Genomic DNA, 22,533 nt, shown 5'->3' on the forward strand with positions numbered 1-22,533 from the left:
AGATCAGCCCTGTGGCCCGAGATAACCCAGTGACGCCTCGATCCGCCCCGCCAAATGGTCCCGCTGTCCCCGTGCCGACGAAACCGCCAGCCACGTGCGGCACTTGCTGGCCAGTAACAGGCCGAAGGTCTCGGCCTCCTTCTCCTCGGCCTGGTCGAAGTGGCTGCGGGCGGCGACCTTCAGGACCGTCGAGCGCAGGTCGGCCCGGTCGTCGAGGAGGCGGGCCGCCACGGTGGCGCCATCGATGCTGTGGCTGCAGTGGCCGGCCTTCATGTGCCACAGCTCGTGGCCGAGGATGACCAACTGGTGGTCGGGCGCGGTGCGTTCCTCGATGACGACGAGGTCCTGGTCGGGCATGTCCAGCCACAGCCCGCTCGCGGTGCCGGGCGGGAAGGCGGACGTACGGAAGAGGACGGGACGGCCGCGGCGTCTGCTCATGGCGTCGCACAGGGCGCCGTACAGCTTCTCGGGCGCCGCCGGCGCGGGAAGCGCCAGCTCCGCGACCAACTCGCCGCACAGGCGGCGCATTTCCCTACCGATGCCCACAGGTCTCCCGTTCTCCCCGCATCACGACTCGGGCCGCTTGACGCTCTCCAGGAGCATGTCCAGCCACTCGGCGACCTTGTCGCGGTGCTGGTCGGTGGGCAGTTGGGCGGCTCGCCAGGCGATGCCGCGCACGCCGTGGTCCTGCAGGAGCTTCTCCAGCGGATCTTCGACGGTCTGCGCCGCCTCGCGCTCGGCCAGCTTCTGCAGCAGATCCTGCTCCGTGCGCTGGAGGGCGCCCGCGAGTGCCTCGGGGTCCTCGGCCGTGAGGAATCCGGCGTGTACGCGGAAGAAACGCTGGATGGCGTCGCAGTGCTCCATGGTGGGGCGCCGGTCGCCGTTGATGAGCGCGCCCGCCTGCTGGCGTGACATGCCCGCGCCGTCGGCGATCTCCTGCTGGGTGTACTTGCGGCCGTTCGGCTTGAGCCGGGTGCGGCGCAGCAGGTCCAGGCGCTGGAGGAAGCGGGCCTGGATGTCCGGCTCGCCCGCCGGGCGGCCGCTCAGCAGGGCCTTGACCACGGGCACCGGGACCCCGGAGGCAACGGACAGGCGGCCGGTGTCGAAGACCTCCGCGTGCGGCACGCCGAGCCGGTCGGCGAGCGCGGTGACACGAGCGACGACGGCCGGCAGCGCAGCCGTCGGCGTGGCGCCCGGACCCTCGATGCCATCCGTCACCGACAGATCTCCTACGTCTCTCACAGGCTTCTCACAAGCGGTTGCCGTGAACTGGACGGAGATTACCCGCTGGTTCGAACTCACATCCAGGTCTCGCCACAACTGTGTCCAATTTCAGCCGTCAACAGGCATGGAATGCCACGATAGTTGACACGGCTCCGACCCGGGCAGCAGGATCAAGGCGCCGCGTGAAGGCCGCATAGGCAAGAGGGGTGACCTCCCGATGGCATATCAGGCAGGTGGGCAGCGGTTCGTGCCGCGGCCCGTCCCCGAGAGCTGCGAGGCCCAGGCGTATCTGCGGGACTACGGCACTCTCCTGGAGGCCGTGCCCTTCCCGTCCGTCATCCTCGATCACCGCTGGGACGTCGTCCTCGCGAACGCCGCTTTCGCGTCACTTTTCCGCGCGGTGGGCCCGCACGCGACCGCCATGCCCGACGACAACTTCCTCAGGTTCGTCCTCTTCCACCCGGACGCGAGCACGGTCCTCGGCGAGCACGAGTCCAGCTGGTGCCTGCCGATGCTGGCCCACTTCGCGGCCGCCGTGGAGCGCAACGGCCATGACCATGGCTTGCAGGCCATCCGCCGGGAGATCGCCCAGGACCCGATCATGGAGGCCGCCTACCGGCAGGGCCTGCCGCACTGGATCCGCGCGGTCGGCGAGCGGGCCGTCGTGCAGGACGGCGCCGTACGGCCCTTGCTGCACCCCGATCCGCGCTGGGGCGCGACCGAGTGCCGGGTCGTCGAGGAGACGCCCAGGACCCTTCAGGAGATGGGCTACACCCGGCTGACCCTGGTGCTCCGCGAGGTGCGCCGTGACCGGCCCAGGGATCGTGGGGTGCGCCGCACCGCGAGCCATCTGAGAGTCGTGCCCACCACCGAGGACTGAACGGGGCACCGTCGGCGTTCAGGTCGCCGACGGCGCCCCGTCAGTGCGGTGGATTCCTTGTCCTCTCCCGCATTTCCCCGTAACGGCGTCATTCCCAGCGCCAGCGACATGTGACATAGTACTGATGTGAGCAAGCGACTGACCTGCGATGTCGTGGTCGTCGGCGCCGGAATGGTGGGCGCGGCGTGCGCCCTTTACGCGGGCCGCGCGGGCCTCGACGTGATCCTCGTGGACCGTGGCCCGGTGGCCGGCGGCACCACCGGGGCCGGGGAGGGCAACCTCCTCGTCTCCGACAAGGAGCCGGGGCCCGAGCTGGACCTCGCGCTGCTGTCCGGTCGGCTGTGGGGGGAGCTGGCGCAGGAGTTCGGGGAGGCCGTGGAGTACGAGGCCAAGGGGGGAGTGGTCGTGGCCTCCTCGCCCGACGGGCTCGCGGCGCTGGAGCGCTTCGCCGAAGGACAGCGCGCCGCCGGGGTCGTCGCCGAACCGGTAGCGGGTGACGGGCTCCACGACCTCGAACCCCACCTGGCCCCCGGCCTGCCCGGCGCCGTCCACTACCCCCAGGACGCCCAGGTCATGCCCGCTCTGGCCGCCGCCCACCTGCTCCGCGCATCCGGCGGCCGCCTGCTCACCGGTCACACGGTGACCGACGTGGTGCGCGCGCCGGACGGCGCCGTGCGCGGGGTCCGTACGGACAAGGGCGACATCCATGCCCCGGCCGTCATCAACGCGGCCGGCACCTGGGGCGGTGAGCTCGCCGCACTCGCGGGCGTCCGGCTCCCCGTCCTCCCCCGGCGCGGCTTCGTCCTCGTCACCGAACCCCTCCCGCGCCGGGTCCGCCACAAGGTGTACGCCGCCGACTACGTGGCCGACGTGGCCAGCGACTCGGCCGCGCTGCAGATCTCACCGGTCGTCGAGGGCACGGCCGCGGGGCCGATCCTCATCGGGGCGAGCCGGGAACGGGTCGGCTTCGACCGGACGTTCTCGCTGCCGGTCGTGCGGGCGCTGGCCGCGGGGGCGACCCGGCTGTTCCCGTTCCTGGAGCGGGTGCGCGCGATGCGCTCCTACCTCGGTTTCCGCCCGTACCTGCCCGACCACCTGCCCGCCGTCGGACCCGACCCCCGTGTCCCCGGCCTGTACCACGCCTGCGGTCACGAGGGCGCGGGCATCGGACTCGCCACCGGAACCGCCCACTTGATCGCCCAGACGCTGACCGCGAAGACCCCCGACCTGGACCTGACCCCGTTCCGCCCCGACCGTTTCGCCGCGGAGGCCCTGTGAGAACCCCTCTGGAACTTGCCGACGCCCAGCCGGGCCCGGCGTTCACGGTCACCCTGGACGACCGCGAGATCGAGGCGCTGCCCGGCCAGACCGTCGCCGCCGCGCTCTGGGCGGCCGGTGTCACGTCGTGGCGCAGCACCCGGGGCCAGGGCCGGCCGCGTGGCGTCTTCTGCGGAATCGGCATCTGCTTCGACTGCCTCGTGACCGTCAACGACCGCCCGAACCAGCGGGCCTGCCTTGTGCCGTTGCACCCCGGCGACGCCATCCGCACCCAGGAGGGAACGGGTCACGATGACTGACCCGAACCGCAGCGGGCCGCTCCCGCACCTCGTCGTGGTCGGTGCGGGTCCGGCGGGGCTGGCGGCGACCGTGGCCGCTGCGGCGCACGGCGTGCGGGTCACGCTGGTCGATTCGGCGGGGGAGGCGGGCGGGCAGTTCTATCGTCGGCCCGCTGCCGGGCTGCGGGCCCGTCGGCCGCAGGCCCTGCACCACCAGTGGCGCACGTGGGAACGGCTCAGCGACGGCCTCGACCGGTACGTCCGAGCAGGCTCCGTACGGCATTTGACGGAGCATCATGTCTGGTGCGTCGAGCGCCGTGCCGAGCCGGAACGGGGCTTCACCGTCCACGCGCTGCTCGGCCCCGAGCAGGAGGACCCGGCCGAAGTGCGTGCCGACGCAGTGCTCCTGGCCACCGGCGGTTACGAGAAGGTGCTGCCCTTTCCCGGCTGGACCCTCCCCGGTGTCGTCAGCGCGGGCGGCGCCCAGGCCATGCTCAAGGGTGCCCTCGCGGTCTCCGGCCGCACCGCCGTGGTCGCCGGGACCGGGCCGCTGCTGCTCCCCGTGGCGACCGGACTCGCCGCGGCCGGGGTCGACATCGCCGCACTCGTCGAGTCCGCCGGCCCCAAGGCGTTCGTGCGGCAGTCCCGTGCGCTGGCGGCGCAGCCCGGCAAGGTCGCCGAGGGCGCCGGGTACGCGGCTCGGTTGCTGCGCCACCGGGCGCGACTCCTCGCCCGGCACACGATCGTCGAGGCGCACGGCACCGAGCGGCTGGAGGCCGTGACCGTCGCCGCGCTCGACGCCGGCGGGCGGGTCAGGCCCGGCAGCGAGCGCCGTATCCCCTGCGACACCCTCGCCGTGGGCCACGGCATGCTCCCGCACACCGACCTCGCCGACACGCTGGGCTGCCGGCTCGACGGCCCCGGAGTGCACGTCGACGACGAGCAGCGCACCGACGTGCCCGGCGTCTGGGCCGCCGGAGAGACCACGGGCATCGGCGGCTCGGCCCTCTCGCTCGCCGAGGGCCACATCGCCGGACGCTCGGCCGCGGCCCGCCTGTGCGGCACCGAACCCGACCCGGGCACATGGGCGGCGGCCGCCCGGGTCCGTACCCGGCTGCGCGCGTTCTCCGCCGCGCTCGACTCCGTGTACGCCCCGCCCGCCCACTGGACCGAGCAGGTCACCGACGACACCGTCGTGTGCCGCTGCGAGGAGGTCACCGGCGGGGCGATCCGGGAGGCCGTGGCGGAACTCGGTGCCGGTGATCCGCGGACCGTGAAGCTGCTGACGCGGGCCGGGATGGGCTGGTGCCAGGGGCGGATGTGCGGGCCCGCGGTGGCGGGGCTCGCCGGATGTGAACTCACGCCGTCCCGGCGGCCGTTCGCCCGCCCGGTGCCGCTCGGGGTTCTGGCGCGTGCCGGAGAGACCGACCATCAGTAAAATGTCACACGCTATTGAGATGGGATCCTCATGACCCACAGCGCCAACGCCCTCGCCTCCGACAACCGCCCCTGGCGCGGCGTCCTCGTCGCCACCGCGCTCCCGCTGAACGACGACCTCTCCGTCGACCACGGCAGGTTCGCCGAGCACTGCGCCTGGCTGGTCGAGAACGGCTGCGACGGCGTCGTTCCGAACGGCTCGCTCGGCGAGTACCAGGTCCTCACTCCCGAGGAGCGGGCCAAGGTCGTCGAGACGGCCGTCGCCGCCATCGGCGGAGCGCGCGTGATGCCCGGCGTCGCCGCCTACGGGTCCGCCGAGTCCCGCCGCTGGGCCGAGCAGGCGCGTGACGCGGGCTGCGCGTCCGTGATGCTGCTGCCGCCCAACGCCTACCGCGCCGACGAGCGTTCCGTCCTCGCCCACTACGCCGAGGTCGCCGAGGCGGGCGTGCCGATCGTGGCGTACAACAACCCCATCGACACCAAGGTCGACCTCGTGCCCGAGCTGCTCGCCAAGCTCCACGGCGAGGGCTACATCCACGGCGTCAAGGAGTTCTCCGGCGATGTCCGCCGCGCGTACCAACTCGCGGAACTCGCCCCGGAACTCGACCTGTTGATCGGCGCCGACGACGTGTTGCTGGAGCTCGCGATCGCCGGTGCGAAGGGCTGGGTGGCCGGCTACCCGAACGCGCTGCCGAAGTCCTCCGTCGAGCTGTACCGGGCGGCCGTCGGCGGTGACCTGGGCACGGCCAAGAAGCTGTACGAGCAGCTGCACCCGTTGCTGCGCTGGGACTCCAAGGTGGAGTTCGTCCAGGCCATCAAGTTGTCCATGGACCTCGTCGGCCGGCACGGCGGTCCCGTCCGCCCGCCGCGCGTGCCGCTGCTGCCCGAGCAGGAGGTGGCGGTCCGGACCGCCACCGAGCAGGCCGTCGCTGCAGGGCTCGCGTAACCGCATTCGCGTCATCGCAACTCGCGTCACCGCAAAGGAGACTGGACCGTGCGCAGCAAACTCGTCCTGCACGCCGTCGACTCGCACACCGAGGGCATGCCCACCCGGGTCGTCACCGGCGGCATCGGCACGATCCCCGGCGCGACCATGAACGAGCGGCGCCTGTACTTCCGTGAGCACCGTGACGACATCAAGCAGCTCCTGATGAACGAGCCGCGCGGCCACTCGGCGATGAGCGGCGCCATCCTCCAGCCGCCCACCCGCCCCGACTGCGACTGGGGCGTGCTCTACATCGAGGTCTCCGGCTATCTGCCGATGTGCGGGCACGGCACCATCGGTGTCGCGACGGTGCTCGTCGAGACCGGCATGGTCGAGGTCGTCGAGCCGGTCACCACGATCCGGCTCGACACCCCGGCGGGCCTGGTCGTCGCCGAGGTGGCGGTGGAGGACGGCTCCGCGAAGGCGGTCACCCTGCAGAACGTGCCGTCCTTCTCCGTCGCCCTCGACCGCAAGATCACACTGGCCGACGGGCGCACGGTGACATACGACATGGCGTACGGCGGCAACTTCTACGCCATCCTGCCGCTGGAGGAGTTCGGGCTGCCCTTCGACCGCTCCCGCAAGGACGACATCCTCAAGGCCGGACTCTCCCTCATGGCGGCGATCAACGCCGAGGAGGAGCCCGTCCACCCCGAGGACCCGTCCATCCGCGGCTGCCACCACGTCCACCTGGTCGCCCCCGGCGCCACCGCCCGGCACTCCCGGCACGCCATGGCGATCCACCCCGGCTGGTTCGACCGCTCACCCTGCGGCACGGGCACCAGCGCGCGGATGGCGCAGCTGCACGCACGCGGCGAACTCCCGCCGCACACCGAGTTCGTGAACGAGTCCTTCATCGGGACCCGGTTCACCGGACGGCTCCTCGGCACCACCGAGGTCGCGGGCCGGCCCGCCGTCCTGCCGAGCTTCACCGGCCGCGCGTGGATCACCGGCACCGCGCAGTACCTGCTCGATCCGTCGGACCCGTTCCCGGCCGGGTTCGTGCTCTGAGCGTCGAGGATAATGAGCCGCGTACCGCGTGACATTGCACAACGAGGAGACTCATGGCCGCCCAGCGCACCGGCGCCCCGCCTGCCGCAGCTGCCCCGGCGCTGCCCACCTTGGGCGGCAAGAAGAGCAGCTACCGGGAGCGGGTCGCCGACGCCCTGCGGGCCGCGCTGATCGCGGGGGAGCTGCTCCCCGGCGAGGTGTACTCCGCGCCGACGCTCGCCGCCCGCTTCGGCGTCTCGGCGACCCCGGTGCGCGAGGCCATGCTGGACCTCGTCAAGGAGGGCCTGGTCGACACCGTTCCCAACAAGGGGTTCCGGGTCACCGCGGTCTCCGAGAAACAGCTCGACGAGTACAAGCACATCCGGGCGCTCATCGAGATCCCCACGGTGGTGGAGCTGGCCAGGACCGCCGACAAGGTCTCCCTGGAGGCGCTGCGCCCCGCCGCCCGGGAGATCGTCCAGGCCGCCGTCTCCGCCGACCTCATCGCGTACGTCGAGGCGGACACCCGCTTCCACCTCGGCCTGCTCGCCCTCGCCGGCAACGCCCATCTCGTCGAGGTCGTCGGCGACCTCCGCAAGCGCTCCCGCCTCTACGGCCTCACCGCCCTCGTCGAGGCCGGCCGTCTGCTGGCCTCCGCCGAGGAGCATCTCGAACTCCTCGACGCGCTGATCGCCCGCGACGAGCAGGCCGTACGCGAGGTCATGACCCGTCACCTCGGGCACGTCCGCGGACTCTGGGCGGCGAAGAAGTAGGCGCCACCGCGACGCAAGCCGCTTGCGTTTCTTGCGCTATTCTTGCGTACATGACGCGACGACTTGCTGAGGTGGCGAAGAAGGTCGGGGTCAGCGAGGCCACGGTCAGCCGGGTGCTCAACGACAAGCCCGGCGTCTCCGAGGCCACCCGGCAGGCGGTGTTGTCCGCCCTGGACGTCCTCGGCTACGAGCGGCCCACGCAGCTGCGCGGTGAACGCGCCCGCCTCGTCGGCCTCGTGCTGCCGGAGCTGCAGAACCCGATCTTCCCGGCGTTCGCCGAGGTGATCGGCGGAGCGCTCGCCCAGCACGGACTGACCCCGGTGCTGTGCACACAGACCAAGGGCGGTGTCTCCGAGGCCGACTACGTCGCGCTGCTGCTGCAACAGCAGGTCTCCGGCGTCGTCTTCGCCGGCGGGCTGTACGCCCAGGCCGACGCGCCGCACGACCACTACAAGGAGCTCGGCGACCGCAATATCCCGGTGGTGCTGGTCAACGCGGCCATCGAACACCTGGGCTTCCCGGGGGTGTCCTGCGACGACGCCGTGGCCGTCGAACAGGCCTGGCGGCATCTGGCTTCGCTGGGCCACGAGCGCATCGGGCTCGTGCTCGGGCCGGCCGACCACGTGCCGTCGGCGCGCAAGCTGGCCGCCGCCCGGGCCTTCGCCGGGGAGCTGCCCGAGGAGCGCGTGGCGCGGGCCATCTTCTCGATCGAGGGCGGGCACGCGGCAGCCTCCCGGCTGATCGACCGGGGCGTGACCGGCATCATCTGCGCCAGCGACCCGCTCGCGCTCGGGGCGATCAGGGCCGCCCGCCGCAAGGGGCTTGGCGTCCCGTCGGAGATCTCCGTGGTCGGGTACGACGACTCGGCGTTCATGAACTGCACGGAGCCTGCGCTCACCACCGTCCGCCAGCCCATCGAGGCCATGGGCAGGGCTGCCGTGGAGCTGCTGAACGCGCAGATCGCGGGCAGCGCCGTACCGGCCGAGGAACTGCTCTTCGAGCCGGAACTGGTGGTGCGCGGATCCACCGCACAGGCACCTCGTCCCTGAGATCCAGCTGACCGCTACCGAGGTCGGCTCCCCTGTCAAGAAATTTCAATTCTCGCGCGACATCTTGCGGACGCATGTCGCCGGTGCTTGAGTGTGCGGCGCCCACCGCTCCTGCCCAGAGGGGTCCACCGATGAGAAGCACCGGGTTCCGCCGCACCCTTGCCGCGCTGAGCGTCTGCTCCCTCGCCCTGGCCGCCTCCGCCTGCGGGTCGGACGGCGACGATTCGGCGAGCGGCAAGACCCGTATCACGGTCAACTGCATGCCGCCCAAGAGCGCCAAGGTCGACCGCCGGTTCTTCGAGCAGGACATCGCCTCCTTCGAGAGGCAGAACCCGGACATCGACGTCGTGGCCCATGACGCGTTCCCCTGCCAGGACCCCAAGACCTTCGACGCGAAGCTCGCCGGTGGGCAGATGGAGGACGTCTTCTACACCTACTTCACGGATGCCAGGCATGTCGTGGAGATCGACCAGGCGGCCGATCTCACGCCGTACGTCAAGGAGTTGAAGAGCTACGACACCATCCAGCAGCAGCTGCGCGACATCTACACCGTCGACGGCAAGATCTACGGCATCCCGCGCACCGGCTACTCGATGGGCCTGATCTACAACAAGAGGCTCTTCGAGCAGGCGGGCCTCGACCCCGAACAGCCCCCGGCCACCTGGGAAGAAGTCCGCGCCGCCGCCAAGAAGATCGCCGGACTCGGCGACGGCACCGTCGGCTACGCCGACTACAGCGCGCAGAACCAGGGCGGCTGGCACTTCACCGCCGAGCTCTACTCCCAGGGCGGGGACGTGGTGAGCGCGGACGGCAAGAAGGCCACCGTCGACACCCCCGAGGGCCGCGCCGTGCTGCAGAACCTGCACGACATGCGCTGGACGGACGACTCGATGGGCAGCAGGCAACTGCTCGTCATCAACGACGTCCAGCAGATGATGGGCGCCGGCAAGCTCGGCATGTACCTCGCCGCGCCCGACAACATCCCGATCCTCGTCAAGGAGAAGGGCGGCGACTACAAGGATCTCGCCCTCGCCCCCATGCCCGGCGGCCAGGGCACGCTCATCGGCGGCGACAGCTACATGATCGGCAAGAAGGCGAGCCCCGAGCAGATCCGAGCCGCCCTGAAGTGGCTCGACCACATGTTCCTCACCCCTGGTGACGGCTTCCTCGGCGACTACGCCCGCGCCAAGAAGAACGACGCCCCCGTGGGACTGCCCGAACCCCGTCTGTTCACCGGAGCCGCCGACGCCAAGGACCAGCAGGTCAAGAAGGCCAACGCCAACGTCCCGGTGGAGAACTACCAGGCCTTCCTCGACGGAAACCAGAGCCTCGACATGAAGATCGAGCCGCCGAGCGCCCAGCAGATCTACTCCGTCCTCGACGGTGTCGTCTCCGCCGTCCTCACCAAGGAGGACGCCGACATCGACCAGCTCCTCAAGGACGCGTCCGGGAAGATCGACGGCATCCTGGCCCGGGGCTGACGGGCCATGACCAGGACGGCTCAGCGACGGACCGTCGCGAAGGTCGTGGTCCGGCCGATGCGGGCGCCGACCCCGGCAGGGGACCGGAGACGGCGCCGCGTCGCCGACCAGGCCCGTGCCTACGGCTTCCTCCTCGGCGGCCTCGTCTGCTTCGCGCTCTTCTCCTGGTACCCGGCGATCCGCGCGGTCGTGATCGCCTTCCAGAAGTACACGCCCGGCAGCGACCCCGAGTGGGTCGGCACCGCCAACTTCACCCGCGTCCTCGCCGACCCGGAGTTCGCCGCCGCCTGGCGCAACACCCTCGTCTTCACCCTGCTCGCCCTGCTGATCGGCTTCGCGATCCCCTTCGTACTCGCCCTGGTCCTCAACGAGTTGAGGCATGCCAAGGCGTTCTTCCGGGTCGTCGTCTATCTGCCGGTGATGATCCCGCCGGTGGTCAGCGCCCTGCTGTGGAAGTGGTTCTACGACCCCGGAACCGGCCTCGCCAACGAGGCGCTGCGGTTCCTGCACCTGCCCACGTCGAACTGGTCCAACGGCGCCGACACGGCCCTGGTCTCCCTCGTCGTCGTCGCCACCTGGGCCAACCTGGGCGGCACGGTCCTGATCTACCTGGCGGCGCTCCAGTCCATTCCGGGGGAGCTGTACGAGGCGGCCGAACTCGACGGCGCGAACCTGCTGCAACGCGTACGGCATGTGACGATCCCGCAGACCCGCTTCGTGATCCTGATGCTGATGCTCCTTCAGATCATCGCCACGATGCAGGTCTTCACCGAGCCGTTCGTGATCACGGGCGGCGGCCCGGAGAACGCCACGGTCACCGTCCTCTACCTCATCTACAAGTACGCCTTCCTCTACAACGACTTCGGCGGCGCCTGCGCGCTCAGCGTGCTGCTCCTCGCGCTGCTCGGCCTGTTCTCCGCCGCATACCTGAGGCTGACCCGCTCCGAGGGGGACACATGAGCGGCACCCGCACCCTCGTCTCCCCGGCCGTGCTGGCCCGCCCGCGCGGGAAGGCCGTCTACTGGGCCGTCTTCACCGGGGTCGTCGTGCTCTTCGCACTCGCCTTCCTGTTCCCGGTCTACTGGATGGTGACCGGTGCGATGAAGTCCCCGGACGAAGTGACGCGGACGCCCCCCACCCTCATACCGCAGACATGGCACCTCGGCGGATACACCGACGCCTGGGAGCTGATGCAGTTGCCCACCCACCTGTGGAACACGGTGGTCCAGGCGACCGGCGCCTGGGCGTTCCAGCTCGTCTTCTGCACGGCCGCCGCCTACGCCCTGTCCAAGCTGCGGCCCGCCTTCGGCAAGGTGATCCTCGGCGGGGTCCTCGCCACCCTCATGGTCCCGGCGCAGGCGCTGGTGGTGCCGAAGTACCTCACCGTGGCGGACCTGGGCCTGCTCAACGACCCCCTCGCCATCTGGCTCCCGGCCGTCGCCAACGCCTTCAACCTCTACCTGCTGAAGCGGTTCTTCGACCAGCTCCCGCGCGATGTCCTGGAGGCCGCCGAGATCGACGGGGCCGGCCGACTGCGCACCCTGTGGTCGATCGTGCTGCCCATGTCACGGCCGGTGCTCGGCGTCGTGTCGATCTTCGCGCTGGTCGCCGTCTGGCAGGACTTCCTGTGGCCGCTGATGGTCTTCTCCGACACCGACGAACAGCCGATCAGCGTGGCGCTCGTGCAGCTGTCGCAGAACATCCAACTCACCGTGCTCATCGCCGCGATGGTGATCGCCAGCATTCCCATGGTCGCGATGTTCCTGGTGTTCCAGCGGCACATCATCGCCGGTATCAGTGCGGGCGGCTCGAAGGGCTGACGCCGCCCCTCCGACAGAAAGGCACCCACCGTGGGACAGCCCACCCATGCCCGCAAGCCCCGCGAGGCGCAGGACTGGTGGCGTGACGCCGTCATCTACCAGGTGTACGTCCGCAGCTTCGCGGACGGGGACGGCGACGGCACCGGGGACCTCGCGGGCGTCCGTGCCCGGCTGCCGTACCTCGCCGAACTCGGCGTGGACGCACTCTGGTTCACGCCCTGGTACGTCTCACCGATGAAGGACGGCGGCTACGACGTCGCCGACTACCGTGCGATCGACCCGGCCTTCGGCACCCTGGCCGAGGCGGAGAAACTCATCGCCGAGGCGCACGGACTCGGCATCCGCACCATCGTCGACATCGTGCCGAACCATGTCTCGGACCAGCACCCCTGGTTCCGGGCGGCGCTCAAGGGCGGCCCGGAACGGGACCTGTTCCACTTCCGCACGGGTCGCGGCGCCCTCCCGCCCAACGACTGGCGCTCCCAGTTCGGCGGCCCGGCCTGGACCAGGCTGCCCGACGGCACCTGGTACCTGCACCTGTTCGCCCCCGAACAGCCCGACCTCGACTGGGCCCACCCGGCCGTCCGGCGGGAACACGAGGACATCCTGCGCTTCTGGTTCGACCGCGGTGTCGCCGGCGTCCGCATCGACTCCGCCGCCCTCCTCGCCAAGGACCCCCGCCTGCCGGACTTCACCGAGGGCCGGGACCCCCACCCGTACGTCGACCGCGACGAACTCCACGACATCTACCGCTCCTGGCGCGCGATCGCGGACGAGTACGGCGGCATCTTCGTCGGCGAGGTCTGGCTCCCCGACACCGAACGCTTCGCCCGCTATCTGCGCCCCGACGAACTCCACACGGCCTTCAACTTCTCGTTCATGACCTGCCCTTGGGACGCCGCACGGCTGCGTACGGCCATCGACGAGACGCTCGCCGAACACGCGCCGGTCGGCGCACCGGCGACCTGGGTACTGTGCAACCACGACGTCACCCGCACGGTCACCCGGTACGGCCGTGCCGACACCGGCTTCGACTTCGCCACCAAGGCCTTCGGTACCCCGACCGACCTCGCGCTCGGCACCCGCCGGGCCCGGGCGGCCGCCCTGCTGTCGCTGGCCCTGCCCGGAGCCGTCTACGTCTACCAGGGCGAGGAGCTCGGCCTGCCCGAGGCCGACATTCCGCTCGACCGCGTCCAGGACCCGATGCACGCCCGCTCCGGGGGCACCGACCCGGGCCGGGACGGCTGCCGGGTGCCGTTGCCGTGGGCGGCCGACGCGCCCCACGCGGGCTTCGGCTCTCGTGCGGAGCCGTGGCTGCCACAGCCCGTCGACTGGGCCGCGTACGCAGCCGACCGGCAGGCCGCGGACCCCACGTCGATGCTCGCCCTCTACCGCCGCGCGATCGCGCTCCGGCCGGTGCTCGCAGGCGGCCCGCTCACCTGGCTGCCCGCACCCGACGGCGTGCTCGCGTTCACCCGCGCACCAGGTGTCACCTGTGTGGTGAACCTCGCGGACACCCCCGCCGACCTGCCCGCCCACACCGAACTCCTCGTAGCCAGCGACTCGTTGGACACCGACGGGCGGCTGCCGAAGGACACCGCGGTCTGGCTGCGCGCCTGAGACCGCGGCCCGCTGTCCCCGTACCCCCACCACGAAGGGATCAGCCATGCAGCACACGCGCAGATATGTCAGGACCATGCCAACAGCGATCTCCGTCGCCCTCGCCGCCGGCCTCCTCACCACCACGGCCCCCACCGCCCACGCGGCCGCCGGCGCGGCTCTGCCCTTCACCTCGGTCGAGGCCGAGTCCGCCACCACCACCGGCACGAAGATCGGCCCCGACCACACCCAGGGCACCCTCGCCTCGGAGGCCTCCGGACGTCAGGCCGTCCGCCTCACCGCAGGCCGGCGCGTCGAGTTCACCGCGCCGCGCGCCGCCAACGCCCTCAACGTCGCCTACAGCGTCCCCGACGGCCGGACCGGCACGCTGAACGTGTACGTCAACGGAACCAAGCTGGCCAGGACCATCGCCGTCACCTCCAAGTACTTGTACATCGACACCGGCTGGATCCCGGGCGCCAAGACCCACCACTTCTACGACAACGCCCGTCTGTTGCTCGGCCAGAACGTGCAGGCGGGCGACAAGGTGGCCCTGGAAGCCGCCGACGCCGAAGTCACCGTCGACGTGGCCGACTTCGAGCAGGTCGCCGACGCGGCCGGGCAGCCCGCCGGGTCGGTGTCGGTGACGTCGAAGGGCGCAGACCCGAGCGGCCAGGGCGACTCCACCCAGGCGTTCCGGGACGCCATCGCCGCCGCGCAGGGCGGGGTGGTGTGGATCCCGCCGGGCGAGTACAGGCTGACGTCCTCCTTGAGCGGCGTCCAGAACGTCACCCTCCAGGGCGCGGGCAGCTGGCACTCGATCGTGCGCACCTCGCGCTTCATCGACCAGTCGAGCTCCTCCGGAGGTGTCCACATCAAGGACTTCGCGGTCATCGGCGAGGTCACCGAACGGGTCGACTCCAACCCCGACAACTTCGTCAACGGCTCGCTGGGACCGAACAGTTCGGTCTCCGGTATGTGGCTCCAGCACCTCAAGGTCGGCCTCTGGCTGATGGGCACCAACGACAACCTCGTCGTCGAGAACAACCGCTTCCTCGACATGACGGCCGACGGCCTCAACCTCAACGGCAACGCCCGGGGCGTCCGCGTCCGCCACAACTTCCTGCGCAACCAGGGCGACGACGCGCTCGCCATGTGGTCGCTGTACGCGCCGGACACCGACAGCAGCTTCGAGAACAACACCATCACCCAGCCGAACCTCGCCAACGGCATCGCGATCTACGGCGGCACCGACATCACCGTCAAGGACAACCTGATCTCCGACACCAACGCCCTCGGCAGCGGCATCGCGATCTCCAACCAGAAGTTCCTCGACCCCTTCCACCCGCTGTCCGGCACCATCACGGTCGACGGCAACACCCTCGTCCGCACGGGTGCGATGAACCCCAACTGGAACCACCCGATGGGCGCCCTGCGCGTCGACTCCTACGACAGCGCCATCGAGGCGAACGTCCGCATCACCAACACCACCATCACCGACAGCCCGTACAGCGCCTTCGAGTTCGTCTCGGGCAGCGGGCGCGGCTTCGCGGCGAAGAACATCACCGTCGACGGCGCGACCGTGCGCGGCACCGGCACGGTCGTCGTCCAGGCCGAGACGCAGGGCGCCGCCACCTTCCGCGACGTCACCGCGACCGGCGTCGGCGCGGCGGGCATCTACAACTGCCCCTACCCGGCCGGCGCCGGCACCTTCACCCTCACCGACGCCGGTGGCAACTCCGGCTGGAGCAGCACCTGGTCGGACTGCTCGACCTGGCCGCAGCCCGGGCAGGGCAACCCGGACCCGGATCCGAACCGCAACCTGGCCAAGGGCCGCCCGGCCACAGCCACCGGCTCACAGGACGTCTACACACCCGGCAAGGCGGTCGACGGCGACGCGAACACCTACTGGGAAGCCACCAACAACGCCTTCCCGCAGTCCTGGACGGTCGACCTCGGCTCGTCCGAGGCGGTCCGCCGACTGGTGCTGAAGCTGCCCCCGTCCTCGGCCTGGGGCGCGCGCACCCAGACCGTCACCGTGCTGGGCAGCACCGACGGTTCGACCTACTCGACGGTCGTCGGCGCCACCGGCTACCGCTTCGACCCGGCGACCGGCAACACGGCCACCGTCTCCCTGCCCGACGGCACGAGGCTGCGGTATCTGCGGCTGTCCGTCAGCGCCAACACCGGCTGGCCGGCGGGTCAGTTCAGTGAGGTGGAGGCGTATCCGACTTCGTGACGGCGTCCTGGGGAGTGCCGCGCTTCGCCGCCTGGATCTGCGCGTACACATGGGTGCGCAGCTCGGCGAAGCGCGGATCCACCCTGGTGTGCAACTGGTCCCGCTCGGCGGGCAGTTCGACCTTCAGCTGCTCCTGGACGACGGTGGGGGAGGCGGACAGCACGATCACCCGCTCGCCCAGGTAGACGGCCTCGTCGATGTCATGGGTGACGAACAGGATGGTGATGCCGCGCTCGCGCCAGAGCCCCCGGACGAGGTCCTCCAGATCGGCCCGCGTCTGCGCGTCCACCGCCGCGAACGGCTCGTCCATCAGCAGCACACGGGGTTCGTACGCCAGCGCCCGGGCGATGGCGACCCGCTGCTGCATGCCGCCGGACAGCTGCCACGGATACGCCCCCACGGCGTCCGCGAGCCCCACCGACTCCAGCGCGTCCCGCACCAGCTCCCGACGCCGCGCCTTGCCCAGGTTCTTCTGCCTGAGCGGAAGTTCGACGTTCTCACCGACCCGCATCCAGGGAAACAGGCTGCGTCCGTACTCCTGGAACACGAAGGCCATCCCGGGCGGTGGACCGCTCACCTTCCGCCCCTCCAGCAGCACTTCGCCGCCGGTCGGGGCGAGCAGACCGCCCATGCACTTCAGGAGGGTCGTCTTGCCGCAGCCCGAGGGGCCGACGAGACAGACCAGTTCGCCGGCGTCGACGGTGAAGGTGAGGTCGCGTACGGCCTCCACGCGCCGTCCGGACCCCTCGTAGACCTTCTTCAGGCCGCGTACGTCGAGCATGGACCGCCCCTTCACGATGCTCGTCACTCAGGACCGCCGGGTGGTCGCGCGCAGACCGTGGTACCAGCCGAGCACCCGGCGCTCGACCAGTCGGAAGACGACGGAGAGCAGGAAGCCGAGCAGTCCGAGGACGAGGATCCCGGTCCACATGTCGGGGATCGCGAAGCTGCGCTGGAACTGGACGACGGTGAAGCCGATGCCGTTGTTGGCGGCGAACATCTCGCTGATGACCATGAGGATGATGCCGATGGACAGCGCCTGGCGCAGCCCGGCGAAGATCTGCGGGCTCGCCGAGCGCAGCACCAGATGGCGCAGCCGGGCGATCCCCGTGACGCCGTACGAGCGGGCCGTCTCCAGCATCACCGAGTCGACCGCGCGCACGCCTTCCACGGTGTTGAGCAGGATCGGCCAGACGCAGCCGCTCGCGATCACGACGATCTTCATGGTGTCGCCGATGCCGGCGAACAGCATGATGACCGGGACGAGCACGGGCGGCGGCACGGCCCGCAGGAACTCCAGGACCGGTTCGCACACCGCGCGGACCCTGCGGTAGGAGCCGATGACCGTGCCTAGCGCCACGCCGACCACGGCGGCCGTCGCAAAGCCGCCCAGCAGTCGCAGGAGACTCGGCACGACGTCCGTGCGCAGCCGGTCGGCCGTCCAGACGTCCGGGAAGGTGTCGAGGATCGTCCGCAGTGGCGGCCAGAAGGGGTCCGTGCTGCCGTCCGACGCCGCCCACCACCCGGCGACCAGCACCACGGGCAGCGCGACCGCGAAGAACACGCGCGCCAGCAAGCGCCCGATCACACCGCCACCTCCCCGCGCACCGACTGGTGCCAGGCCAGCGCCCGCCGCTCCACCGTACGTGCGCCGACGTTGATGAGCAGCCCCAGCAGACCCGCGACCACGACGAGCGCGTACATCTCCGGCACCGCCTGCGAGGTCTGCGCCACCGCGATCTGCTGGCCCAACCCCGGCGCCCCGATGACGAGTTCGGCGGTGATCGCGAGGATCAGCGCAACCGCCGCGGCGAGCCGCACACCGGTCATGACATACGGCAGGGCCGTCGGCCACAGCACATGGCGGACGCGCGCCCAGGTGCCGAGGCCGTAACTGCGGGCCGTCTCCTCGGCGACCGGGTCGACGTCCTGGACGCCGTACAGGGTCTGGATCAGCACCTGCCAGAAGGAGGCGTAGACGACCAGGAGGAGCACTGACCTCAGTTCGGTGCCGTAGAGCAGCACCGCCAGCGGGATCAGCGCCACCGACGGGATCGGGCGCAGGAACTCGATCGTCGAGGCCGTGAGCTCGCGCAGGTACGGCACGACGGAGAGGAGCACTCCCACCACGATGCCCGCGCAGGACGCGATCGCCAGGCCCAGCGCCCAGCCGGTGAGGGTGTCGCCGAGCGCGGTCCAGAAGGCGGCGTCGGCGACCTCGTCCGCGAGCGCTTCGGCGATACGGCTCGTCGGCGGGAAGTAGGCCTCCTTGACCAGGCCGAGCCGCGGTACCGCCTCGCCCAGGGCGAGGAAGGCCGCGAGCCCGGCCGCACCGAGTGCGACGTTCGCGCCCCTCAAGTGTTCACATCCCTCATGCCGGTTCCGTCCCTCACGGCAGCAGCGCGTCCAGGTCGGGCGTCTTCTTGAAGAGGCCGTCCTCCTCGCCGAGCTTCATCAGGGCCTCGATGGACGAGCGGTTCGCCTCGGCCGGCCACTTGGGCAGGGTCACCTGGTCCAGCACGTTCGGCGGGATCTTGGTGTACGTCGTGACGATCTGCCGTGCCTCGTCCGGATGGGCCTCGGCGTACGCGAGGGACTCGGCGGTGGCGTCCTGGAACTTCTTGACCACGTCCGGGTTCTGCTGCGCGTACTGCGTCGAGGTGAAGTACATCGCGACGGTGAGCTCCGGTGCGATGTCGATCAGCGGCGAGGCGATCTCCCGGCCGCCCTGGCTGCGGATGGTGGCCGTCGCGGGCTCGACCACGCACGCGGCGTCGATCTGGCCCTGGTCGAGGGCGGCGGGCATCTGGTCGAAGGCCATCTCGACGAGGGTCACCTTGTCCGGGTCGCCGCCCGCCACACGCACCGCCTGGCGGACCGCGGTCTCGTTGATGTTCTTCAGCGTGTTGATGGCGACCTTCTTGCCCTCCAGCTGCTTCGCCGACTTGATGGGGCTGTCCTTCTTGACCATCAGGCCGTTGAAGTCCTTGCCCCGCACGCCGGTCGAGGCGATGCCGTTGGCGACGGCCTGCACGGGGACGCCGTTGGTCTGAGCCACCATCAGGGACGTCACGTTGCTGAACCCGAACTGGAACTGCCCGCTCGCCACCCCCGGCACGATCGCCGCGCCGCCCTGTGCGGTGGTGAACTCCAGCTTCAGGCCCTGCTTCTCGAAGAAGCCCTTCTTCTGGCCGAGATACAGCGGCGCGACATCGACGATCGGAATGAGCCCGAGCTTGACGGTGGTGATTCCGCCGGACGACGCGCCCGCGTCGGATGATCCGCCGTCGGACGAGCCACAGGCCGTCGCGACGAACAGCAGGGCGCCGGCGGTGAGACCGGCGGACAGACGACGCATGGCTCCTCCTGTACAGACAACGGTGCAGCGGTGTTCCGACAGGTTGTGCGCAAGGCGCACAGTAGTGCGCAAGGTTGCTCAGCGGGAAGGTAGAAGCCTCGAACGAGTCCGGTCAATGGGTTCGTCAAGGGTTCACCGACAACATTGTTGACACTTCTGGAGGTGGCGATGTCCGCCGAAGCCCGCGCACCGCACTTCGTGAAGTCCTTCGAGCGCGGCCTCGCCGTCATCCGCTCCTTCGACGCCGAGCATCCCGCCCGCACGCTCAGCGAGGTCGCCCACACCTGCGACCTGACCCGCGCCGCCGCCCGCCGTCTGCTGCTGACCCTCGCGGACCTCGGCTACGTCCACCAGGACGGCCGCCTCTTCCGCCTCACCCCGCGCGTACTGGAACTCGGCTACTCCTACCTCTCCAGCTACACGCTGCCCCAGATCGCCGAACCGCATCTGGAGCAACTCGTCGCACAGGTACGGGAGTCGTCGTCGCTGTGCGTCCTCGACGGCGACGACATCGTGTACGTCGCCCGGGTCCCGACCCGCCGCATCATGACCGCGTCCATCACCGTCGGCACCCGCTTCCCGGCGTACGTGACGTCGGTGGGCCGGGTGATCGTCGCCCATCGGCCGGACGAGGAGATCGAAGTCCGGCTCGCCCGCGCCGAGTTGAAACCCCTGACCGAGCGGACCGTCACCTCGCCGGACGCGCTGCGGGCGGAACTGCGCCGCGTCCGCCGGCAGGGCTACGCCGTCGTCGACCAGGAGCTGGAGGAGGGACTGAGGTCGGTCGCCGCCCCGGTGCGGGACCGGGGCGGCGAGGTGGTGGCGGCCGTCAACATCGCCGTGCACGCGGGCCGCAACTCCGTCGACTCGGTGCGCCGGGACCTGCTGCCGCATCTGCTGGCGACCGTCGCCCGGATCGAGGCCGACCTGCGGATCACAAATCCAGGACCAGTCGCTTCCCCCAGCAGCGAGACACGCAGATCATCATCGTCTCGCCGCTCTCCTGCTCCACCTGTGTGAGCACCGAGTCCCGGTGGTCGGGGGTACCGTCGAGCACGTCGGTCTCGCAGGTCCCGCAGGTGCCCTCGGTGCAGGAGTAGAGCACTTCGACGCCGGCCGCCCGCACCGTGTCCAGCAGGGAGACGCCGGGCGCGACGGTGAGCGTCAGCCCGCTCCGCGCCAGCTCGACCTCGAACTCCCCGTCCTCACCGGCGGGTTGGTCCTTCGCCTGGAACCGCTCGACGTGCAGCACCCCGGACGGACACCGCTCCTCGACGGCGTCCAGCAGCGGACCGGGACCGCAGCAGTAGACGAGCGTGCCGTGGGGTACGTCGTCGAGGACCGAGGCGAGGTCCAGCAGCCCGGACTCGTCCTGCGGCGAGATCTCGACCCGTTGGCCGTACGACCTCACCTCCTCGGTGAACGCCATGGATCCGCGCGTACGCCCGCCGTAGAGCAGCGTCCATTCGGCGCCCGCCGCCTCGGCCGCGGCCAGCATCGGCAGGATCGGGGTGATACCGATGCCGCCGGCGATGAAGAGGTAGCGAGGCGAGGGCTCCAGCCGGAAGTGATTGCGCGGACCGCGCACCCGGACCTTGTCGCCCTGCCCCAACTGCTCGTGCACATGGGCGGAACCGCCGCGCCCGTCCGGTTCCCGCAGGACGGCGATCCGCCACCGGCTCGGGTCGGCCGGATCGCCGCACAGCGAGTACTGCCGCTCCAGGTCCGGCCCGAGCACGACGTCGACATGGGCGCCGGGCTCCCAGGCCGGGAGCGGCTCGCCCAGCGGGTGGCGCAGAGTGAGGGCGAGCACGCCGTCGGCCGCGAACTCCCTGCGGTCGACGACGAGTTCGGCTTCGTACACGTCACTCATGAACTGGTTCCTCGCGGCTCGTGTCCTTGCGGGTGGGAGAGCATCCACTCCCACATCTCCACCGGGTCCTGCGCGGTGTGCTCGCGGCCGCAGTGACAGGTGCCGTGCAGGATGTCGGTGCCCGGCAGCCAGTCGATGCGGTAGATCTCGCCCGTGGGACTGGTCACTGGACCTTCTCCATCGGCTTCGCGCCCTCCTCGACCAGCCGGGCGAGGATACGCCGGGCGGCCAGACCACCGGTGTCGATGTTGATGCTCAGCTCCTGGTAGCCGTGACGCTCGGTGCCGAGGGTCTTCTGGAGCAGATTGAGGGCGGTCACGTCCTGCATCACGACCGTGTGGTTGTTGCCGCGCAGGAACTCGGTGACCTCCTCGTCGTCCGTCGCCCAGTCCCGGGAGACCGCCCAGAAGTCGTACACCTTGCCGTCGCCGGACGGCGTGATGGCGTACGTGATCTCGGTGTGGAAGCCGTTCGGGTCGCTGCCGTCGGCCTCGGGCAGCACGCCGACCGGGGCGATGCGGCTGTGCAGCAGGTACAGGCACGGGGCGTGGTACTCGATGTCCTGCCAGCGGGTGATGCGGCCCTCGATGCCGGTCGACTTGGCGTAGAACGGCGGGCACTCGGCGTCGTCCATGTGCCGGCTGACCCGGACGATGCCGGCGCCCTCGTCGACCTCGGTGGTGATCGGCGTCTCGGCGACCTCGGGGGTGCCGATGTAGCCGCCGTGCAGGTAGGTCTCGTGGGAGAGGTCGAGGAGGTTGTCGACGAGCAGGCCGTAGTCGCAGTCGATGGGCTCCATGCCGCGCACGGTCACCCAGCCGGGGGAGTCGAGGTGCTTGGCCCGCGGGATGCCCTGGGGATCGGCGAGCGCCGGGTCACCGATCCACACCCAGATCAGGGAGTCCTGCTCGACGACGGGGTACGAGGCGACGCGCGCCGTGCGCGGGACGCGTTTCTGCCCGGGCACGTACACACACGCGCCGGTCGTGTCGTACGTGAACCCGTGGTACCCGCACACGATCCGGTCGCCGTCGAGACGGGTCGGGGCCTCGGACAGCGGGTAGCGGCGGTGCACACAGCGGTCGTGCAGGACGACCGGCGTCCCCTCCTCCTCGGTGCGGTAGAGGACGAGCGTCTCACCGAGGATCGTCCGGCCGAGCAGCTCGCGCCCGACCTCATGGCTGTAGGCGGCGACGTACCACTGGTTCCTGGCGAAGGCAGTCGTGTGCGGCATGGCGTTCCCGTCCCTGTCGGCGGGGCGTCCTCGCC

The 22,533-nt window shown here is 70.6% G+C and carries 23 protein-coding genes; 14 read left to right on the forward strand and 9 right to left on the reverse strand.

Annotated features, from left to right (window positions below; genetic code table 11):
- Positions 1 to 3 precede the first annotated feature (3 nt).
- Together ABD932_RS16265 and ABD932_RS16270 are read right to left on the reverse strand one after the other, a co-directional pair.
- Complete coding sequence (locus tag ABD932_RS16265; protein WP_345014428.1) at positions 4 to 528, reverse strand: toxin-antitoxin system, toxin component; 525 nt, start codon at positions 526 to 528, stop codon at positions 4 to 6.
- Positions 529 to 567: 39 nt separating this feature from the next.
- A complete protein-coding gene (locus tag ABD932_RS16270; RefSeq protein WP_345013194.1) occupies positions 568 to 1,218 on the reverse strand; it encodes a helix-turn-helix domain-containing protein in 651 nt (216 codons plus the stop codon).
- Between the two features lie 223 nt (positions 1,219 to 1,441).
- On the opposite strand from ABD932_RS16270, the gene ABD932_RS16275 reads away from it, so the two are divergent.
- From ABD932_RS16275 to ABD932_RS16335, 13 genes are all read left to right on the forward strand, one after another.
- Entirely contained in the window at positions 1,442 to 2,104 is a 663-nt protein-coding gene (locus ABD932_RS16275) for an MmyB family transcriptional regulator (protein ID WP_345013196.1), read from the forward strand.
- Between the two features lie 126 nt (positions 2,105 to 2,230).
- Complete coding sequence (locus ABD932_RS16280; RefSeq protein WP_345013198.1) at positions 2,231 to 3,382, forward strand: NAD(P)/FAD-dependent oxidoreductase; 1,152 nt, start codon at positions 2,231 to 2,233, stop codon at positions 3,380 to 3,382.
- A complete protein-coding gene (locus ABD932_RS16285; RefSeq protein ID WP_345013200.1) occupies positions 3,379 to 3,681 on the forward strand; it encodes a (2Fe-2S)-binding protein in 303 nt (100 codons plus the stop codon). The genes ABD932_RS16280 and ABD932_RS16285 overlap by 4 nt, the downstream gene beginning before the upstream one ends.
- Positions 3,674 to 5,098 (forward strand): FAD/NAD(P)-dependent oxidoreductase, encoded by a 1,425-nt coding sequence (locus ABD932_RS16290; protein WP_345013202.1) that lies wholly within the window; start codon positions 3,674 to 3,676, stop codon positions 5,096 to 5,098. Before ABD932_RS16285 ends, ABD932_RS16290 begins: the two co-directional genes overlap by 8 nt.
- A gap of 30 nt (positions 5,099 to 5,128) precedes the next feature.
- Positions 5,129 to 6,043: a dihydrodipicolinate synthase family protein gene (locus ABD932_RS16295; RefSeq protein ID WP_345013204.1), complete on the forward strand. Its 915-nt coding sequence runs from the start codon at positions 5,129 to 5,131 to the stop codon at positions 6,041 to 6,043.
- 48 nt (positions 6,044 to 6,091) lie between these two features.
- Positions 6,092 to 7,093, forward strand: a complete 1,002-nt coding sequence (locus ABD932_RS16300; RefSeq protein WP_345013206.1) for a proline racemase family protein — start codon at positions 6,092 to 6,094, stop codon at positions 7,091 to 7,093.
- Between the two features lie 53 nt (positions 7,094 to 7,146).
- Complete coding sequence (locus ABD932_RS16305) at positions 7,147 to 7,845, forward strand: GntR family transcriptional regulator (RefSeq protein ID WP_345013208.1); 699 nt, start codon at positions 7,147 to 7,149, stop codon at positions 7,843 to 7,845.
- A 50-nt stretch (positions 7,846 to 7,895) separates the two neighbouring features.
- Positions 7,896 to 8,894, forward strand: a complete 999-nt coding sequence (locus ABD932_RS16310) for a LacI family DNA-binding transcriptional regulator (RefSeq protein WP_345013210.1) — start codon at positions 7,896 to 7,898, stop codon at positions 8,892 to 8,894.
- A gap of 131 nt (positions 8,895 to 9,025) precedes the next feature.
- Positions 9,026 to 10,375: an ABC transporter substrate-binding protein gene (locus ABD932_RS16315; protein ID WP_345013212.1), complete on the forward strand. Its 1,350-nt coding sequence runs from the start codon at positions 9,026 to 9,028 to the stop codon at positions 10,373 to 10,375.
- 6 nt (positions 10,376 to 10,381) lie between these two features.
- The gene (locus tag ABD932_RS16320) at positions 10,382 to 11,335 is read left to right on the forward strand and encodes a carbohydrate ABC transporter permease (RefSeq protein ID WP_345013214.1); all 954 of its coding nucleotides are present in this window, start codon (positions 10,382 to 10,384) and stop codon (positions 11,333 to 11,335) included.
- Positions 11,332 to 12,195, forward strand: coding sequence for a carbohydrate ABC transporter permease (locus ABD932_RS16325; RefSeq protein WP_345013216.1), 864 nt, complete (start codon positions 11,332 to 11,334; stop codon positions 12,193 to 12,195). Before ABD932_RS16320 ends, ABD932_RS16325 begins: the two co-directional genes overlap by 4 nt.
- 30 nt (positions 12,196 to 12,225) lie before the next feature.
- Positions 12,226 to 13,815 carry a glycoside hydrolase family 13 protein gene (locus ABD932_RS16330; protein WP_345013218.1) on the forward strand — a complete coding sequence of 530 codons (1,590 nt, stop codon included), beginning with the start codon at positions 12,226 to 12,228 and terminating at the stop codon, positions 13,813 to 13,815.
- A 76-nt stretch (positions 13,816 to 13,891) separates the two neighbouring features.
- A complete protein-coding gene (locus tag ABD932_RS16335) occupies positions 13,892 to 16,033 on the forward strand; it encodes a discoidin domain-containing protein (protein ID WP_345013220.1) in 2,142 nt (713 codons plus the stop codon).
- Here ABD932_RS16335 and ABD932_RS16340 read toward each other — a convergent pair.
- Genes ABD932_RS16340 through ABD932_RS16355 form a run of 4 tightly spaced genes read right to left on the reverse strand, consistent with a single transcriptional unit; the run spans position 16,002 to position 19,391 of the window.
- Positions 16,002 to 16,814, reverse strand: a complete 813-nt coding sequence (locus ABD932_RS16340) for an ABC transporter ATP-binding protein (RefSeq protein ID WP_345013222.1) — start codon at positions 16,812 to 16,814, stop codon at positions 16,002 to 16,004. The genes ABD932_RS16335 and ABD932_RS16340 overlap by 32 nt on opposite strands.
- Positions 16,815 to 16,841: 27 nt before the next feature.
- On the reverse strand, positions 16,842 to 17,618 hold the full coding sequence (locus ABD932_RS16345) for an ABC transporter permease (protein ID WP_345014430.1): 777 nt from the start codon (positions 17,616 to 17,618) through the stop codon (positions 16,842 to 16,844).
- Positions 17,618 to 18,391, reverse strand: a complete 774-nt coding sequence (locus ABD932_RS16350; protein ID WP_345013224.1) for an ABC transporter permease — start codon at positions 18,389 to 18,391, stop codon at positions 17,618 to 17,620. The genes ABD932_RS16345 and ABD932_RS16350 overlap by 1 nt, the downstream gene beginning before the upstream one ends.
- 31 nt (positions 18,392 to 18,422) lie before the next feature.
- A complete protein-coding gene (locus ABD932_RS16355) occupies positions 18,423 to 19,391 on the reverse strand; it encodes an ABC transporter substrate-binding protein (RefSeq protein ID WP_345013225.1) in 969 nt (322 codons plus the stop codon).
- 168 nt (positions 19,392 to 19,559) lie between these two features.
- On the opposite strand from ABD932_RS16355, the gene ABD932_RS16360 reads away from it, so the two are divergent.
- Positions 19,560 to 20,411, forward strand: a complete 852-nt coding sequence (locus ABD932_RS16360; protein ID WP_345013226.1) for an IclR family transcriptional regulator domain-containing protein — start codon at positions 19,560 to 19,562, stop codon at positions 20,409 to 20,411.
- Here the strand turns inward: ABD932_RS16360 and ABD932_RS16365 are convergent.
- The 3 genes from ABD932_RS16365 to ABD932_RS16375 are packed head-to-tail and all read right to left on the reverse strand — an operon-like array spanning position 20,326 to position 22,498.
- The gene (locus ABD932_RS16365) at positions 20,326 to 21,264 is read right to left on the reverse strand and encodes a PDR/VanB family oxidoreductase (RefSeq protein ID WP_345013227.1); all 939 of its coding nucleotides are present in this window, start codon (positions 21,262 to 21,264) and stop codon (positions 20,326 to 20,328) included. The two genes, ABD932_RS16360 and ABD932_RS16365, sit on opposite strands and share 86 nt — an antisense overlap.
- On the reverse strand, positions 21,261 to 21,431 hold the full coding sequence (locus ABD932_RS16370; RefSeq protein ID WP_345013229.1) for a hypothetical protein: 171 nt from the start codon (positions 21,429 to 21,431) through the stop codon (positions 21,261 to 21,263). Before ABD932_RS16370 ends, ABD932_RS16365 begins: the two co-directional genes overlap by 4 nt.
- Positions 21,428 to 22,498 carry a Rieske 2Fe-2S domain-containing protein gene (locus tag ABD932_RS16375; RefSeq protein WP_345013231.1) on the reverse strand — a complete coding sequence of 357 codons (1,071 nt, stop codon included), beginning with the start codon at positions 22,496 to 22,498 and terminating at the stop codon, positions 21,428 to 21,430. Before ABD932_RS16375 ends, ABD932_RS16370 begins: the two co-directional genes overlap by 4 nt.
- Positions 22,499 to 22,533: the final 35 nt, after the last annotated feature.

The organism is Streptomyces shaanxiensis, from assembly GCF_039537145.1.
In the GTDB taxonomy this organism is placed as follows: Bacteria; Actinomycetota; Actinomycetes; order Streptomycetales; family Streptomycetaceae; genus Streptomyces; species Streptomyces shaanxiensis.